The organism is Vibrio sp. 10N.222.52.B7, assembly GCF_041474275.1.
Taxonomy (GTDB): Bacteria; Pseudomonadota; Gammaproteobacteria; order Enterobacterales; family Vibrionaceae; genus Vibrio; species Vibrio crassostreae_C.
Window position 1 is genome coordinate 21,414 of record NZ_JBFRTU010000063.1, and the last position, 18,106, is coordinate 39,519.

Genomic DNA, 18,106 nt, shown 5'->3' on the forward strand with positions numbered 1-18,106 from the left:
TCAGACATGAAACCTGTCTAAATCAACTTAGTGAATTGGCGTATCATTCTGTTTGTTGAACTGGCCAAAATGCTTCTCTAACACTTCAGGAGTCAGTTTGCCTTCCGCCTCTAGTCGCTTGAACTCAGCAACAATTGCTTTTTGCTCTTCAAGTGATGGCAGTTTCACCTCAGGCTCATCGCCCATCTCTTGAGTCATCTGCTCTAGTTCTTTTTCAAAATCGCTCATGATACTTACCTAAATATTAAACCTAACGAGATTTTACTCATTTACGCCCTATGATGCTAGGGTGATTAAAAGCAAAGCCCGAAACCAGATCAAGCTAAAGGCAGTTAGAGGCAAATTAGCGCACTAATAAAAAGAGCCGGATTCACGATGAAATGACTCCAGCTCTTCGTCTATATCCCTTTCTAAGTCATGTTACAGCTTGAAAGAATTAAAGCTTAAATGAACCAACCATCTTATCTAGACGAGACGATAGATCACGAAGCTCTTGGCTCGCTTCAGCAAGTTGCTCAGCCGTGCCCGTTGTCACTTCGTTGATTGCGTTAATCTCTTCAATGTTCTGGTTGATGGTGTGAACTACGGTTGATTGCTCTTCCGTTGCCGTTGCCACTTGAGTGTTACGGTCTGTGATATCAACGATACGGTCTGAAATGCCACTCAGCACGTCTACCGCTTCATCCGAAGCCGATACACCTTCAAGGGTAATCACCTTACCCGCACTCATTGCCGTTACCGCATCTTTAGCATCGCTTTGCAGTTGGTTGATCATCTTTTGAATCTCTTCCGTTGAATCTGCGGTACGGCTTGCTAGGTTACGTACTTCATCCGCTACAACCGCAAAACCACGACCTTGCTCACCAGCACGGGCGGCTTCAATTGCAGCGTTCAATGCGAGTAAGTTAGTTTGCTCTGAAATATCACGAATAACACCCAGAATAGAACCGATGTCTTGAGTTGTAGAAGCCAGTTGCTCTACTACCTGACCTGTGCTTTCAATATCTTGCGCCAAACGGCTGATCGCGTCTTTTGCTTTGTTCACCACAGAGCGACCTACTTCCGTATTGCCTGAAGCTTGAGTTGCCGTTTCTGCTGCGGTTGCCGCGTTCGATGCAATCTCACTGATGGTCATACCCATTTGGTTAATGGCAGCTACGACTTGAAGGGTTTGGTCGCGCTGTTCTTGGCTGTTGTCGTGGGTGATGTGAGCTTTATTCGAAACACTCTCTGCAGCCACTTGAAGCGCTTGGCTTGTCGAACACACCTCTTTCATCGACTCGTGAATCTTTTCAATGAATCCGTTGAAGCCTTTTGAAAGCTGTGCAATTTCATCGTTGCCTTTCACTTCGATACGCTGTGCAAGGTCACCGTCGCCTTCACCTAAGTCGCCGAAACGCTTAGCCAAAAGCTTGATCGGTTGAGTAATGCTGTTCGCCAGAACTACGCCCATTAGGATAAACACTAATGCCACAACCGCAGTCATGATCAGCATCTTCTGCGCTGTCGCATCTAACTCTGCAAACACTTCACCAGTCGGAACGACACCAATAACAAACCAGTCCATTGAAGACACATACAAGCTCGCCACGAACAGCTCTTGGCCTTGGCTTTCAGTGGTAATCAGGTTAAAACCCGACTTGTTCAGTAGTTGGCTTGCTTGAGGACCGTAAAGTTGTTGAAGTGAAGAGTCACTGCGAGAACGCTCACGGTGAATTTGAACATCACCTTGGCTATCGGTTAAGAATACGAAGCCGGTATTTTCAATCTTAAAGCCGTTCAGCAGGTTAACCATGTCATCCATCGACTTTGATAGACCAGACATCGCCAAACCAGAAGGTTGTTGATAGTTAGCAAACATCTTCACTTCGCCATTGGCTTCTTGGAACATGCTCACCATGGTCGGCTGTCCAGATTGCGTAAAGCCAAAGAACCAACCATCTTGCTGTTGGTTTAACTGACGCAGGAAACCATTTTGGTTCCAGTAGTAAGCCGTTTGACGGTTCGCCACTGATGCATCGTTCAACTGATACTGGTTACGAACATTGTTCAGCTGTTTAACCAGTTTATTTTCTAGTGCCGGATCGCGATCGGTCGATTCGATAGCATCAGAAATAAATTCATTTGAAGCAATTTGCTCCGCCGCTAGTAATAGCTGAGAGACTTCTCGGTCAATTTCACCATTGATTCGCTCTAGCATTCCTGGAAGTTCAATATCGATCAATCGATGACTTAATACATCTCTTGCTTGTTGTTGTGCCATTGCGCCGACAATCACTGTCGATGCAAGAACCGCAAAGGTAATTCCAAGTACAACTTTTTGCTTGATACTCAGAGAGTTAGTTTTAAACATATTTGGACCTTTAAAAAGAATCGCTCGTTATTGGTATACCCTGAACAGGACTTTTTTAGTGCACTCCAACAAGCAATGCACAATCTGAGTGATGTATCGGCCACAACCAATAAAACTAGAGACTTTCTTCTCAAAAAACTGCAAATATGATGTAACAATTAGAAATATTCACCTTGAGCATGAATTAACTAAGCAAATACCGCATTGTCGAGAGTCAATTTTAGTTCTCACCCCCTGAGACCCAACCGAACTCAAACCACTCCCCACCGCCGAGCTTTTGTATATAAAAACCAATTGATATAGTAATAATCACAACCTAACGATTTTTTTAGCTAACCACTTGTAAATATTTCCAATTTTGAAAAAATAAATTACGCAAATGTACTGGAACTTTTTCCTCGAAATCAGTGACCAATACTCAAAATAAAAATCAAATGGATACCCAGAGAGTCCAAAATGCACAAAACAAATTTCGAAGTCCTTCAAAACTATCTAGAGTCTCAAATCATTGGTCAAAAAGAGCTCGTTAAGCAACTGATGATCGCCCTTTTAGCGGATGGTCATATCCTCGTTGAAGGACCTCCCGGCTTAGCAAAAACTCGCGCAGTAAAATCATTGGCTGATTGTGTTGAGGGTCACTTCCACCGCATTCAATTCACTCCCGATCTGTTACCTGCTGATTTGACGGGTACCGACATCTTCCGTCCTGAGACTGGGGAGTTCACTTTCCAATCAGGCCCGATTTTCAACTCGCTGATTCTAGCGGATGAGATCAACCGAGCTCCGGCGAAAGTTCAAGCGGCAATGCTGGAAGCAATGGCAGAGAAACAAGTAACTGCCGGTCGAAAAACCTATGCGCTGCCTGAGCTATTTTTGGTAATGGCAACACAGAACCCAATTGAACAAGAAGGGACTTACCCGCTACCGGAAGCTCAGTTAGACCGATTCTTGCTTCACCTAGAGGTTGAATACCCAGATATGGAAAGCGAGCTTGAGATCTTACGACTCAACCGTGGTGAGGCTCAAGGTAACGAATCAGCTCAGCCACAACAGATATCTCAGCAAACGATCTTTGAAGCGCGCCAAGAAGTGCTCAACACTCACATGGCAGACACCATTGAGCAGTACATCATCAGACTGGTTATGGCGACTCGCCAACCTAAGCAATACAGTGACCAACTTGATCAATGGTTAGACATGGGTGTCAGCCCGCGTGCAACCATTGCGTTAGACCGTTGTGCCCGCGCTCACGCTTGGCTTGCAGGACGAGATTACGTCACTCCACAAGACGTTCAAGCGATGGCATTCCCTGTGTTACGCCACCGTCTACTGCGCAGCTACCACGCACAAGCTGAAGGTGTCACCGCAAACCAAGTGATCGCACACCTTATTTCATTGGTTGGCAGCGCATAGGGATACGCGCATGAATAATCAACTACCCAACCATAGTGACGGCGTCACGTTAAATCTGGATGAGCTGCTGCAATACAAAGCGCAGTCTGTTCGCTGGTTGCCTCCCGCCAAGAGCCTTTGGTCACAGCTTAACGGCCAACACGAGAGCAACCGTAAAGGTCGCGGGATGAATTTCTCTGAAGTTCGTCAATATCAAGCGGGAGATGACATTCGCAGCATTGATTGGCGTGTAACAGCCAGAACGGGCAAAGCGCATACCAAACTTTTCTCTGAAGAACGAGAACAGCCTGTCATTTTATTCTTGGATCTATCAAGCAGTATGATTTTCGGTTCAACCTTGTTGCTGAAATCGGTTCAACTTGCACACTTTGCTAGCCAACTGTGCTGGCTTACTGTGGCTCAAAAAGATCGAATTGGCGCGGTGATCGATACTGGCAAAGAGGTCATTGAGATTAAGCCAAGTGCAAGCAACCATGCTCCACTGCGTATTTTGCAAAAAGTCATAGAAATCAATAATACGGCACTGACTAATCACGACAATCATAATGACACGACCTTAGAGCATGGACTGAAATCTCTGCACCAGCTTTGCCCTAAAGGAAGCGATATTATTATGCTCAGTGACTTTGTGCGTTACCAAGAAAGTGACTACTCACTTATCAGTCAAATTCGCCGACACAACAGAGTACGTCTTGTGCATTTCTACGACCCGCTAGAGCAAGGTGAAACCACCTATAAAGGCTCTAAACAGGTCACCGATGGCAGCAAAACTCAATGGTTTAATTTCTCTTCTAATAAAGAAAAGCAAAAGCTTAACCATGCTTTTTCGCTTAAGAAACAGCAGCTGCAACAGATGGGGTTATCTCTCGCGATACCTTATAGCTCGCTGTCGAGTGCGCAGTCACTCATGAGCCAGATATCAGGAGCTCAGTCATGAAACAGCCCTTAGATTTAAGTCCGGTGATTGCGCCAGACGCCCCGACTTGGTGGCCTTTGGCGTGGGGTTGGTGGGCAGTCATTATCACAGCCATTTTCCTGATTGCCTTGGTGTTTTTCATTCTAAAACGTAGAAAAAACAATCAACAGGCGAAACAAGAAGCGCTGTCTTACTTTAGTAATAGTCAGTCCCAAGATGGCTTGTCTCCGAGCAAAGCTCAAGACATCGTTCGTCAAGCAGCACTGAGCTATTTCCCTCGTGAAAAAATTGCAGGTTTGTCTGGTGATGATTGGTTGAAGTTCTTAGATGCGCAATTGGCGAAGCCGTTATTTGTAGCAAAACAATCCCAGTGGCAACAAGCGCTCTATCAAGATGTAGCCCTTATGAACGACGAACAGAAAAAGGCTCAACAACAATTAGTTAATGATTGCGAAACTTGGCTTCGTAAAGCCCTTCCTCCTAAGCGAGGTCTTTATGAGTGATTTTCTAAGCCCTATGTTTCTAAGCGGGGACTTGCTAAACATCGAGTTCGTTTGGTGGTGGATGTTCTTCATCGCGCCACTGCCGTTGCTCGTTTACTTGTTCTCACCAAAGTCAGAATCAAGCCATGTCCTAAGGCTTCCATTTCTGCCAGAAGACAGCAATACCAAAACACCGAGCAGTCGCTTACCAAAGGCGTTGTCCGTGATTATCTGGCTTCTGCTGGTTACGGCGAGCGCACGCCCTGTATGGTATGGCGAACCGGTGGAGTTTCAGCCGAAGCATCGTGATTTAATGTTAGTTGTCGACCTCTCCTATTCGATGAGCCAAGAAGACATGCAGTTCAATGGCGAATACATCGACCGCTTGTCGGCGGTGAAACGCGTATTGAGTGACTTTATTGAACGCCGCAAAGGCGACCGAGTTGGTTTGGTACTCTTTGCCGATCATGCCTACCTACAAACACCTTTGACTTTGGATAGAGACACGCTGTCACAGCAACTCAATCAAGCAGTCCTAAGACTGATCGGCAATCAAACCGCGATTGGTGACGGCATTGGATTGGCGACCAAAACCTTTGTAGATAGTGATGCGCCTCAACGTGTGATGGTACTACTCAGCGACGGCAGTAATACCGCCGGGGTGTTGGACCCACTAGAGGCCGCAGATATTGCTAAGAAGTACAACGCAACCATCTACACCGTCGGGGTTGGCGCAGGCGAAATGATGGTTAAAGAGTTCTTCATGACTCGTAAAGTAAACACCGCTCAAGATTTAGATGAACGCACGCTAATGGAAATTGCCAAACGCACTGGCGGTCAATACTTCCGGGCGCGTGACAGCAAAGAGCTGGCAACGATTTACGACACTATCAACCAACTAGAACCCGTGACAAATGCGACCAAAATATGGCGACCACAACAAGAGTGGTTTGTATGGCCTTTGTCGGCTGCCATGTTCTTCGCATTTATGCTGTTAGCCATTAGGAGAAACAATGTCTAACTTTACTTTTATCTACCCATATTGGTTGTTAGCACTTGCTGCCCTGCCCGCTATTTGGTGGCTCAGCAAGAGACAATCGAAACAAGGGTTATTGGCGTCACACATCGCCCGTTACTTGGCGCCAGAATCAAGCAAGCCATCGAAAAATCGCAGTACTTACTTCGGTATTTGGTGGCTGGTCGGCGTTATTGCGTTAGCTGGGCCAAGCTTCGAGAAAAACGAACAACCAAGCTTTGAAAAAACGCAGGCACGAGTTGTGATCATGGATATGTCGATGTCTATGTATGCCACCGACATTAAGCCGAATCGCTTAACTCAAGCGCGATACAAGGCTCTGGATCTGCTTTCATTGTGGAAAGAAGGGCTAACAGGCATGGTGGCGTATGCTGGGGATGCTTACACCATTAGCCCGCTAACGTCAGACATCAACACCATCAAAAACCTAGTGCCTAACCTATCGCCAGATATCATGCCTTATCAAGGTGGTGATGCCGCATCAGCCGTTAAGCTTGCGATTGATATGATGACTCGCGCGAAGATCTACCAAGGTGATTTGGTATTGATTGCTGATGACATCGATGACCAAGAGAAGAAGCAGATCGACTCCCTACTCTCTGGCAACGATTGGACATTGTCGATTCTAGCTGTAGGGAGTGAAAACGGTGCGCCAATCTCGTTACCTACGGGGTCGATGCTGCAAAGCGACTCAGGACAAACCGTGGTGGCAAGAACCAACTTGAAGAACATGCGCGAGCTTACACGCAGCTATGGTGGCACGTTCACTGAAGTTCAATTTGATAACTCAGATGTTGAACACATCGCGAGCTACCTCGACCGCGTTGCAACAACATCGGAAGTAACCAAGACCAAGAACTCACTCAACACCAGAGTGAACAACGGTTTCTGGTTACTGCCTTTGCTATTACTTCCGGCACTTGCATTATTCAGGAAAGGGGTTATTTGGTGTGCCTTAGCTGGAGTTATCTCTTTTAGCCAACCAAATACTGCGTTTGCGAACCCGTGGAAAACCAATGATCAAGTAGGCTATCAGCTGTATCAGGACGAGGACTTCCAACAAGCTGCTGAACAGTTCACCCAACAAGAGTGGAAAGGCATTGCTCAATACAAAGCCGGTGATTTCGAAGCCGCAGAGCAGACGCTGCAAGACCTTTCTGGTGAAGATGCTCGCTACAACCTTGCTAACGCTCAAGCCCAACAAGGTAAGTACGACCAAGCGATCCAAGAGTATCAACGTATTCTTGAAAGCAACCCTGAACATGCTTATGCCAAGAAGAACCTAGAGATTGTCGAACAGGCTCAGAAGCAACAGCAACAGCAACAGCAACAGCAACAGCAAGGCGATTCTGACTCCAAAGACCAGAAAGACCAAAATCAGCAAAATCAGCAAGGTCAGCAAGGTCAGCAAGGTCAGCAAGGTCAGCAAAATGATTCTTCGCAAAGCTCTCAGGATCAACAACAAAGCTCCGCTGACAATGGCAAGTCGCAAGATCAAAGCAGTAACCAAGATCAACGCGGTAGCCAAGACCAAAACTCATCTCAAGGCCAACCTGAAAATCACTCTGACTCTGAAAAGTCTAAACAAGACGACAAGCAAGCCACGCAACAAAGTAACAGTGATCAGCCGAAACAGAGTGACCAAGAAGGCGCTACACCTCAAAGTGCTAGCGCACAACAAGCTTCAAAAGAAGATGGTGAGCAAAGTAGTCAGCAAGCTGTAGCACAAACCTCAGATCAACCTCTGTCGAGCGACCCTGACATGCGAAAACTTGAGCAAGTAGAAAGCGCCCGTGCCCCGAGCCAACTGCTTAAAGCGCAAATGATTTTACAAGCACGACAAAAAAGTGCTCCTAACAACCAGAACAAAAAGTGGTAACCATGCGATTTTTAAACAAGCCATTTTTATCCGTACTCCTAACATTGTTGTTGGGAGCTTTCTCGTCCTTCTCAGTATTGGCTGCAAACGCCGTGGCGAGCGTTTCACATAACAGTGTCACCAAAGATGAAGTATTCCTACTTAGAGTCGCGACCGATGAAAAGGTCTCTTCTGATGCTTTAGATCTAACGGCGCTCCAACAGGACTTCTATGTCGGTACACCAAGCTTTGGCTCGTCGATGCAAATCGTCAATGGCAGCCGTTCGGTGTCAAGTGAATGGAACATTAGCCTTGCTCCACTGCGTTTGGGTAAGTTGCAAATCCCGAGTTTTGATATTGAAGGGGCAAAAACCAAGCCTATCACCATCAATGTTGCAATTAACAAAGCCGCTCCAACTCAACATGATATGGCAGAGTTCCAGCTTAATCTCAGCAAGAACTCGCTGTACCCAGAAGAAGTGGCTGAGCTTGATGTAAAACTCATCATCAAAGCTGACCCAAGAAGGCTGCAAGATCCTAAAATAGCGCCACCGAGCTCTTCAGGCTTAGATGTGGAACCTATTGGGGAATCGAAGCAATTTCAAGACGTTCTCAATGGAAAGGAGGTGACGGTAGTTCAACAGTCATTCCGTATCTCTTCACAAAAAGCAGGTCAATTTAAGCTGAACGGGCCGAAGCTAACAGGAGCTGTTGTCTACTCAACCAATAACTCCAGTACAACACGTTTGTTCCAACTCGACACACCCGTTGAAATCTTAGATGTAACTGTGAAGGACGTACCAAAAGGCTACCAAGGTGAGTGGTTACCAACATCAAACTTCAAACTGATTCAACAATGGTCAGATAGCCAAGGCAATCAACTGGGAAATAGTAATGGTTTAGAAGGCGACAACCAAACCATTGAAATGGAAGCGGGTGATTCGTTAACTCGTACCATCACGATGACGGCTAGCAACTTAACGCAACACCAGCTGCCAAAACTGAATATCACCTACCCTAATTCGGTACGTGTTTATGAAGAGAAGCCGCAATTTGGCACAACTCAGTCAGGTGATTCTGTCGTTGTTTACAAGCAAGTCTTGATTCCGAAAGAGGCAGGAAACATCTCGCTTCCTGATGTATCTCAAGCTTGGTTTAACACCGATTTGCAATCAGAACAAACAAGCAAAGCGCAGGGGCTAGAGTTAGCGGTAAAAGCAAGTGATCGCGCAACGTCAAGCACTCCACCAGTAACTGCTACGCCCGCCCAACAAGTAAGCCCGACGGTTGTTACTGTGGATAGCCCTGGGATCTGGCCTTATCTCACCGCCCTATTTGCAGCTTTGTGGCTAATCAGCTCAGCATTGGCATTCTACTTCTGGTCACGCCGCGGTGTAACGACAAAACCAACACACACTGTTGAACGTCAATCAGATACCGCAGAAGCGCTTATTGAAGCTCTAAGAACGAAAGATGGCGTGATGACCAGAACCTTATTTGAGCAATGGAAATCTGAAAATACAGATCTAAGTGATGAAACGTTACAAACCGTTGAAGCCGAACTCACCAAGCTAAACCAAAGCCTTTATGGTGAAGCCGGTTCACCAGCCCAAACATGGAGCCCTGAGCTGGCAATCAAAACGGTGAAGAAGCCCAAGAGAGTTGCGAGTAAAAAGCATAATAGTTCGCTAGAAAATCTTTAGTCGACGCTGTTCATCAACAACAGTAAAACACAAAGGCCGTTGATCATCTTGAGATCAACGGCCTTTATTTTAAGAAAGAGAGGCTGTGACTTTTTTACGTTTTAAGGCAGAAACGATTCGATTTCTCCCAGAGTCTTTGGCTTGATACAAGGCTTTATCTGCCTTGCCATAAAGTAGGTCGAAGTCAAACTGGTGCTGATCAGAAGTTATCGAGGCATAGCCAACGGATGCCGTTAAATATGGGCTGGTACTACTTTCACAATGGAGGATTTTTGCCTCTTCAATGCATTTTCTAATCGACTCTGCACGTTGCTTTGTCTCTGAGTGATTCGTGCCAATCATCAACAACATAAACTCCTCACCACCAATCCGGCAGAAGGTTTCTTTATCATTGTGAACATGGGCATTCAGTATCTCACCTACCGTCCTCAGAGCCGCATCCCCTTCAGTATGACCATAGACACTGTTGTACAAACCAAAGTGGTCGAGGTCGACAAGAATCAAGCCAAATGTAATTTCGTTCTGTAAGGCAAAGGCACCTTGATCGTCACCGTTCAAGTCTTCTAGAACCTGCGACAACATACGGCGGTTTCCAAGGCGCGTAAGAGGATCTAGCTTAGAAATGATATCCAATTGCTCATTCGCCAACTCTAGCTCTTGGGTACGCTTACTGACTTCTTGCTCCAATGTTTCATTGAGCTTTTTCAGTTCTTCTTGAGCCATGGTTCTTTGCAGCACCTCAGCAAGGCTCGAAGCAAAGATACGTATTACCTCACGAAGCTGTGAGGTTAAAGGACTGCGAGTTAATAGGTTATCAGCAGCGATAAACGCAATCGGCTCACCCGTATTGGTGGTGAGCATGGTCATTGCCGTCCAACCGACTCCGACAATATTGAAGTCGTGATAAATAGGGACTGATTCTTCAAACGCCACTTGATTAGGGCAAGCACGAGCTGCGGCTACGATGTCACGTTCCACCAGCTCAGAGCGATAATAGGACTCATCGACAATATCGCCTTTGATGTCAGTGCCCCAAGTACCTTGCATGTAACTGCACTTTTTGTCTGTTAGGAAAACAGCCAGTCGATCGATACCTAGATGTTGAATCGCAAAACTAACCGCGGACTTACAGACTTCACTGACGCTATCGCATCGAGACAGCTCAACCATACTCGAGTGCAACATACGTATGTTCTGCTCTTGGCGCTTGCGAATATAGATTTGAGAAAGCAAAGAGCCAAAAGACTCAAGCATCTGCTTTTGATAGTTAGTAATCGGTGAGCGATGAATGTAGTTATCCATGGCGATCCAGCCGACAGGTTTGTCGCCTTCACGCAAGATAAGCATGCCATTCCACCCCTGCCCGACCACCTTACCTTCTGTATACAGGGGCGCATTATCGATGATGACTAGATTAGTATGGTTATCAGACAGCGCTTCAATGTATTCCGCTTCAAGTTGGTGCAAATCGTATTGAGTGTGGTGTTCACTGTTGGTTTTACCCGCTTCGTCAGTGCCATAAGTGCCGCTGAAACAACGCTTTTTCATATCAAGCAACATGAAGATCGCACGATCAAACCCTAACCTGTCTCGCACAGCCTCAACCGATGCTTTATACAAAGCATCGAGTGACTCAGGGTTAGAAAGCTCAAGCGCGACCTGATGAACCAGCTTCATGTTCTCTACAAACAGCTCACGTAACTTTATCTCATCTAAGTATTGAGCTTCACGTGTGTCTCTGTGTTTGATTTCTAGCGCCGCGTTCTTTTCGGCACGAATACATTGCCAACGGGCAGCCGCGAGCTGTAACACATCAAGATCTTGGTCAAAGGTTTGATTAACCTTCTCAGCATTGCAATTTTGAACAATTAAATAAGTTCTGGAGGCAGGTGCGTTGTCGAGCATCATGATAAACGACTCCCCACCAAGCACTTTCATGTGTTCCCACTTGCAGGTGTTGATAGCCATTGGCAAAACCCCGTCTGCGGTATCAAACTGTGAGACCCACGGCCAAAATGTAGAGGGGTAGCTCGCCAATGAGGTTAGGTCGCCATAAGAAAAAAGCGGTAATGCGTCGCTCTCCGGCGTCGGTTCAGCAAATATTCCTATCCCTTTTGGAGTAAGTACCTTAACCAGATAGTCAAAAAGAGACTCAGCCAACAGACGATGGTCGCGTGTCGCAGATATTTGTTTTGCAAAGGCTTTAACAGGCACAGCTTCCTTCCATTGGCGATTAAGAATAAAGCAAAAATACAGAAGGCTTGATATGCAATCAATGTAAGTGAAAATGAGATGTTAAGCGGGTCGCAGTTTCACCTTTAACATTATCACAAGCATGAGAAGGACGACAAAAATGGGATTCTCTGCCCAAAATCACATCGACATTGGGGATTTTTTAGACACATAAAAAAGCCCCACCTATAGTGGGGCAAAACTTCCATCGCTTATAGTTATAGTGATAATTCTGTTGTTCTATTCGATTATCTAACCTGCGTTTCAGTTAGTGTGTAAAGGTATCTAATCGCTTAAATACCACACGTAAATCGTCGATTAACCGAAGTCACCGTTTACGTAACCTTTAGTACGATCATCTTTTGGTTCACTGAAGATAACGCTGGTTTCGTTATGCTCTACAAGCTCTCCCATTAGGAAGAAAGCCGTGCGGTCTGAGATACGACGCGCTTGCTGCATTGAGTGCGTTACGATAACGATAGTGAAGTCTTTCTTCAGATCTTCCATCAATTCTTCAATCTTGTGTGTCGCGATTGGGTCTAGAGCCGATGTTGGTTCATCCATCAGAATTACATCTGGTTCCATTGCAATGGTACGTGCGATACATAGACGCTGTTGTTGACCACCAGACAGACCAAATGCATGCGCTTTAAGACGGTCTTTTACTTCATCCCACAGTGCAGCACTGCGTAGCGAGCGCTCAACCACTTCATCGATGTGTTTTTTGTCTTTGATACCTTGAGCACGTAGGCCGTATGCCACGTTCTCGTAGATGCTCATTGGGAACGGGTTTGGCTTTTGGAATACCATGCCTACGCGGATACGTAGGTCAGCGACATCGATATTACCGTAGATGTCAGTGCCATCCATATCCAGCTTACCCTTAATCGTAACGCCTTCAATTAGGTCATTCATGCGGTTCAAACAACGCAATAGTGTTGATTTACCACAGCCAGACGGGCCAATCAGAGCCGTAACCTGACGAGTAGGAATTGGCAGGTTGATAGATTTAAGCGCTTGGTTGTCGCCGTAAAACAGGTCTAGGTTCTCAATATCAAATTTGTTCATGTTCGTAATCTCTAAATTCTTAAATTCGTGTCTAACTTGATGCTTTCTTTATCACGGGGGCTCTCTTTATTGTTGAGTCAGTAGCTAGTGAGCTTAGTAAGTTGCCGTGTTGAAGCGTCTCGCAATCAGTTTTGTAACCATGTTGATCAAGAGAACCAGTACGATTAGGACTGTCGCCGTGCCGTAGGCTTGGTTCCACTCATCGATAGTAAATAGCTCTGTTGTCAGCTTATATAGGTGAACCGTTAGTGTACGGCCAGAATCGAATACCGACTCAGGAACACGTGCCACCATACCTGCTGTTAAAAATACAGGTGCTGATTCGCCAATTACACGACCAATACTAAGAATGACCGAAGTTAAGATACCTGGCATTGCGCTTGGTAAGATCAAACGCCAGATAGTGTAGATTTTTGAAGCGCCAAGGCCGTATGAGCCTTCGCGGTAAGTTTGTGGCACTGCCATCAATGCTTCTTCTGTAGTACGAATGATTACAGGAAGAATCAGGATACTTAGCGTTAGTGCACCCGACAGAATCGAGAAGCCAAGACCAAGAATCGAAACAAAGAAGGTCATACCGAACAGACCAAAGATGATCGATGGGATACCAGCTAACGACTCAGTACAGAATCGAATCACTTTCACCAATCGGCTACCTACTTTCGCATATTCAGTTAAGTATATCGCCGTCATGATGCCCAGTGGCGCGGCTACCGCAATCGATGCGATTACCATGTAGATCGTGGCAATGATCATTGGGAAAATACCACGTTCTTCACCAGTACGAGTGTAATCGTCAGTGATGAAGTTCCAATCTACGTATTGCAGACCGTTCGATAGGATGTACCAAATAATCCAGAATAAGAAACCAACGGTTACAGCTGCAGCTGCCCAGATAAAACCTTTTAGGATGTTATCTTTGGTTTGACGTGCTTGTTTTAGTTTTACGCGATCCATATTACTTATCCTCGCCTACTTCGCTTTTTCACGGTTAAGATAAAGTAGAGCACCATTTAACATCATGATGAACACTAGAAGTACAACACCTGTTGCGTACAGTGCGTTAGCGTGAACGCCACTTGCGTAAGACATTTCAATTGCAATGTTTGCTGTTAGCGTACGAGCAGAGTCCAAAATGCCTTCTGGCATTGCTGGCGCGTTACCCATAACCATGATGATTGCCATCGTTTCGCCAAGTGCGCGGCCGATACCCAAAATCACACCAGTCATAATGCCTGAACGTGCAGCAGGAACGAGTAGCTTAAAAATCGTGTAGATTTTCGAAGCACCCAGTGCAAGTGAACCTTCTTTGTATGTGCGAGGTACCGCACGAATCGAAGTTTCAGAAACCGTGATAACGGTAGGAAGAATCATGATACCCAGAACAATGATACCCGCCAGGATAGTGTTACCCGCTGGTACTTGGAAAACGTTTTGAATCATTGGAACGATAATTACTAGACCGAAGAAGCCGTAAACTACCGACGGGATACCCGCTAGAAGCTCAACTGCTGGTCGAATAATATCTGCAAGACGCTTTGGAGCAATCTCAGCAATAAAAATAGCGGTTAATACACCAACTGGCACACCAACAACTACAGCTCCAAGTGTCGAAACAATCGATGCAACAATCATGGTTGCAACACCGAATAGAGCTGGAGGTAACCAGTCAACACCCAGAACGATGCCAGAAACACCGGCCTCTTGGAATGCAGGGATACTCTCTGCAACGATAAAGTAAGCGATAACGGCTAGTGATACGATGCCGATTACAGCACTCGATAAGAACAAGCCGTGGAAGATTCTTTCTCTCCAGTCGATGCGCTTCTTAGCACGTAGACTTGGCTTGTTGATTTGAGTCGCTTCAGTATTCATAAGCTTTTCACTATTTGCGATGGTCATATATAAAATCTCAAACTTTGTGGCTCAATAAGAGCTCGAAATAAACAAAGTTGAAAGAAAAGGCTCAGCCTAAAGCAGGCTGAGCAATAATTAAGATTGAGTCAGTTAAGATTAGTTAACTGTGATGTAGCCTTTCTTACCAGCGATAGCTTGAGCTTCATCTGCAACCATCCAATCTAGGAATTGTTGAGTTTCAGCTGTTGGAGCGCCTGCTTTGTAAAGAACTAGGAATGGACGAGCAACTTTGTAAGAACCGTTCTTAACGTTGTCTACAGTCGCAGCAGCGCCGTCGATAGTTAGAGCTTGAACAGATTCGTCAACTGTACCTAGAGAGATAAAGCCGATAGCGTATGGGTTGCTTGCTACAGAAACTTTAAGTGCGCCGTTACCGTTTGCAACTTGTGCACGTTGAGAGATAGCCGATACTTTCTTATCGCCAATCTTCTTCTTAAGCTTCATGATGTCTTCGAATGCACCACGTGTACCTGATGCAGTATCACGAGTGATTGCTACGATTGGCTTGTCAGCACCGCCAACATCTTTCCAGTTAGTGATGTCGCCTTTGTAGATTGAAGTGATTTGCTCAGCAGTAAGAGCAGATACTTCGTTGTTCGGGTTAACAACAACTGCGATACCGTCACGAGCGATAACTAGCTCTTTCAGGTCAGCTGTTTTCTCTTCTTCTTTTAGGTCACGAGAAGAGATACCAAGGTCAGCACTTCCATTTTTTGCTGCTTTGATGCCTGCAGAAGAACCTGGTGCTTGAATTTCGATGAACACTGGTTCGCCTTTATTCATGTAGGTTTCTGCAAAAACTTCAACCAGTGGAGAAGCACTGTTAGAGCCAACTACAGAGATAGTTTCTTTAGCTGAAGCTGTATTCACTGTTAGAGCGCCTAGTAGTGCGATTGCACCGATAACTGTCTTTTTCATCACAAATTTCCTTTAGTGGCGTTATTGCCGTAATGTTGTGTTTTGCTTGAACGAGGCCTACTTTAGAATCCGAATATGACAGTTGTGTTTCACTTAATTGAAGCCTATATGACAACTGCAATTTATTTTCTTGTTTCTCCCCTACCAATTAGCCTTAAAGTAATAAATTAGCCCCACTCATAGGCACCGAATATTCATTCCAACCTACTTAAGCTAAACCGCTCAATATCTCGCCATCCCTTTTATTACCTAATACCACACAAGGTTCTGTGCCAAATAACCCTACCTTAAAAATGGCTAAAGCCTTGTTTGTACAATAAATATTCAAAATTTATCAAATATCTATCTCATATATCAAAATCGAATTCATTACTGATTGAATTGTCAGTCTCATTAGTTAGAATCGCCAACTAATTCTAATAATAATAATTCTCATCTATTTGTTTTATTCAAGAAGGACATTACATGCGCCAACTTCTCAGTGGCTTATCAATCAAAATACAAATTCTTATACCCGTACTATTTTCCGTCGTTTTACTTTTAGCCGGTGTCATTATCGGTGGTGAAAAGCTAGAAAGTGCATTCAAAGATGTGTCAGTAGCAACCGACCAATTAATCTTACATAAAGAAGAACTCAGCGAAATCGTCGACAACAGCTATGGCATGCGTATCAAAGCGATTTACAGTCTATTCAATGCTGATGACGTAAAAACACTGGTTGAAACACTAAACCAAAAACGTGATCAGAATACTCGCCTACTGAATTCATTAGACACAGTGCCTGGCATGCAAGATGAAGTAGCGGCGATGAACAAAGCGATGAATCACTATGTCGATTTTTCTCGTACCACCATGCTTCCGCTATTAAGAGCGAAACACGGCGATGCATCACTATCTTCAGATTTTGAAAACCGCTACCAGATCGCAATCGACCAATACCGACATGCGGGTAATGAAATGGTGCAAGCGATCAATACTCTGTCTAAAAAGCTGAACTTGCTTGCCACTCAAGAGGTCGACATCAACGGCCAGCAACACGCTAGCACGCTGACTACTGCGACCATTGCACTGTTGGTGATCCTGTCTGTAGCTCTAATTATCAGTTGGACGCTGGCTGGTATCATTGTTAAGCCGATCAGCAACATTCAAGAAACGATGCGGGAAGTAGCAAAAGGTAACTTGTTAGTTAAAGCAGAAGAGTATGGCGACAACGAAATCTCACGCCTAGCGCAAGACGTAAACCAGTCTGTTGAACAGCTGCGTGACACGGTAAGCTCGCTGTCTCGAATCAGTATCGAAGTGGCTTCTGCGTCGACAGAGCTAGCGGCTGTAATGACACAGTCCAGCGTTAACTCAGACCAAGAGAAGCAAGAGGTGGAGCAAGTTGCTTCTGCTGTGAACCAATTGGAAAGCACAGCAGCACACGTTAATGAGAACGCAGTACAAGCCGACTCAGCGTCTAAGCAAGCTGACGAAATGGCGACACACAGCATGAGCTTGTTTAATGAAAGCAACAAAGCTAACGAACAGATGGCGATTCAGCTAAGCGAAGCTGCAAATGTTGTGGGCACGCTAAAAGAGCACTCTGAACAGATTGGTAAAGTGATTGAGGTAATTCAAAGTATCTCTGAACAAACTAACCTGCTGGCGCTTAACGCAGCAATCGAAGCCGCTCGTGCAGGTGAAAGCGGTCGTGGTTTCGCAGTGGTTGCTGATGAAGTTCGAATGCTAGCGGCACGTACACAAGATTCAACCAAAGAGATCCAAACCATCATAGAAGGTTTGCAGGTTCAATCCGGTAACGCGAATGAAAGCATGAGCAGCTCATTATCTATGCTGGAACACAACCAAACTCTTGCAGGTGAAGTAAGCGCGGCGCTTTCAGGCATTGCTAACTCGGTAACGGACATGACTGAGATTAACACTCAGGTTGCCTCTGCCGCCGAAGAGCAAAGCCAAGTAACCTCAGACATCAACCGTAACATCTCAAACATCTACAGCCTAGTAAGCCAAAACGTTACCGGCATTACTCAAGCCGCTGCAGCAAGCCACGAGCTTTCTAACCTAGCAGAACAACAGAAGCAGCAGTTGGATTACTTTAAGGTATAGGCTTCAAGGTACGAAGTTCAAGGCAAACAGATTCAGGCTGTATGCTCTTTAGAACTCGCCGATAAACAAAAAGCCAGCCATCATGAACTGACCCCCAATAG

General features: G+C 45.4%; 14 protein-coding genes. 7 read left to right on the top strand and 7 right to left on the bottom strand.

Annotated features, from left to right (window positions below; translation table 11 throughout):
• Nucleotides 1-27: 27 nt before the first annotated feature.
• Entirely contained in the window at nt 28-228 is a 201-nt protein-coding gene (locus tag AB4512_RS15825) for a hypothetical protein (protein ID WP_010431457.1), read from the bottom strand.
• Between the two features lie 208 nt (nt 229-436).
• Nucleotides 437-2,353, bottom strand: a complete 1,917-nt coding sequence (locus AB4512_RS15830) for a methyl-accepting chemotaxis protein (protein ID WP_017067914.1) — start codon at nt 2,351-2,353, stop codon at nt 437-439.
• Nucleotides 2,354-2,809: 456 nt separating this feature from the next.
• Here AB4512_RS15830 and AB4512_RS15835 point away from each other — a divergent pair, with 456 nt between their 5' ends.
• The 6 genes from AB4512_RS15835 to AB4512_RS15860 are packed head-to-tail and all read left to right on the top strand — an operon-like array spanning nt 2,810 to nt 9,761.
• Nucleotides 2,810-3,766, top strand: coding sequence for an AAA family ATPase (locus tag AB4512_RS15835; protein WP_372074486.1), 957 nt, complete (start codon nt 2,810-2,812; stop codon nt 3,764-3,766).
• Nucleotides 3,767-3,776: 10 nt separating this feature from the next.
• A complete protein-coding gene (locus AB4512_RS15840; protein ID WP_017060044.1) occupies nt 3,777-4,703 on the top strand; it encodes a DUF58 domain-containing protein in 927 nt (308 codons plus the stop codon).
• Nucleotides 4,700-5,185, top strand: coding sequence for a DUF4381 domain-containing protein (locus tag AB4512_RS15845; protein ID WP_065583800.1), 486 nt, complete (start codon nt 4,700-4,702; stop codon nt 5,183-5,185). The genes AB4512_RS15840 and AB4512_RS15845 overlap by 4 nt, the downstream gene beginning before the upstream one ends.
• A complete protein-coding gene (locus tag AB4512_RS15850; protein WP_372175164.1) occupies nt 5,178-6,185 on the top strand; it encodes a VWA domain-containing protein in 1,008 nt (335 codons plus the stop codon). Before AB4512_RS15845 ends, AB4512_RS15850 begins: the two co-directional genes overlap by 8 nt.
• Entirely contained in the window at nt 6,178-8,079 is a 1,902-nt protein-coding gene (locus AB4512_RS15855; protein WP_372175165.1) for a VWA domain-containing protein, read from the top strand. The genes AB4512_RS15850 and AB4512_RS15855 overlap by 8 nt, the downstream gene beginning before the upstream one ends.
• Before the next feature lie 2 nt (nt 8,080-8,081).
• Nucleotides 8,082-9,761: a BatD family protein gene (locus AB4512_RS15860; RefSeq protein WP_372175166.1), complete on the top strand. Its 1,680-nt coding sequence runs from the start codon at nt 8,082-8,084 to the stop codon at nt 9,759-9,761.
• A 69-nt stretch (nt 9,762-9,830) separates the two neighbouring features.
• Here AB4512_RS15860 and AB4512_RS15865 read toward each other — a convergent pair whose 3' ends face one another.
• The 5 genes from AB4512_RS15865 to AB4512_RS15885 all read right to left on the bottom strand — a co-directional run bounded on the left by AB4512_RS15865 (nt 9,831) and on the right by AB4512_RS15885 (nt 15,896).
• Nucleotides 9,831-11,975, bottom strand: a complete 2,145-nt coding sequence (locus AB4512_RS15865) for a GGDEF domain-containing protein (protein WP_017064257.1) — start codon at nt 11,973-11,975, stop codon at nt 9,831-9,833.
• A gap of 336 nt (nt 11,976-12,311) precedes the next feature.
• Entirely contained in the window at nt 12,312-13,061 is a 750-nt protein-coding gene (gene pstB / locus AB4512_RS15870) for a phosphate ABC transporter ATP-binding protein PstB (protein WP_004737715.1), read from the bottom strand.
• 93 nt (nt 13,062-13,154) lie between these two features.
• Nucleotides 13,155-14,018, bottom strand: a complete 864-nt coding sequence (gene pstA / locus AB4512_RS15875) for a phosphate ABC transporter permease PstA (protein ID WP_017064256.1) — start codon at nt 14,016-14,018, stop codon at nt 13,155-13,157.
• Between the two features lie 15 nt (nt 14,019-14,033).
• Nucleotides 14,034-14,963, bottom strand: coding sequence for a phosphate ABC transporter permease subunit PstC (gene pstC / locus AB4512_RS15880; protein ID WP_017064255.1), 930 nt, complete (start codon nt 14,961-14,963; stop codon nt 14,034-14,036).
• Nucleotides 14,964-15,074: 111 nt separating this feature from the next.
• Nucleotides 15,075-15,896, bottom strand: coding sequence for a phosphate ABC transporter substrate-binding protein (locus AB4512_RS15885; protein WP_017064254.1), 822 nt, complete (start codon nt 15,894-15,896; stop codon nt 15,075-15,077).
• Nucleotides 15,897-16,361: 465 nt separating this feature from the next.
• Here AB4512_RS15885 and AB4512_RS15890 point away from each other — a divergent pair, with 465 nt between their 5' ends.
• A complete protein-coding gene (locus tag AB4512_RS15890; protein WP_017064253.1) occupies nt 16,362-18,005 on the top strand; it encodes a methyl-accepting chemotaxis protein in 1,644 nt (547 codons plus the stop codon).
• Nucleotides 18,006-18,106 lie beyond the last annotated feature (101 nt).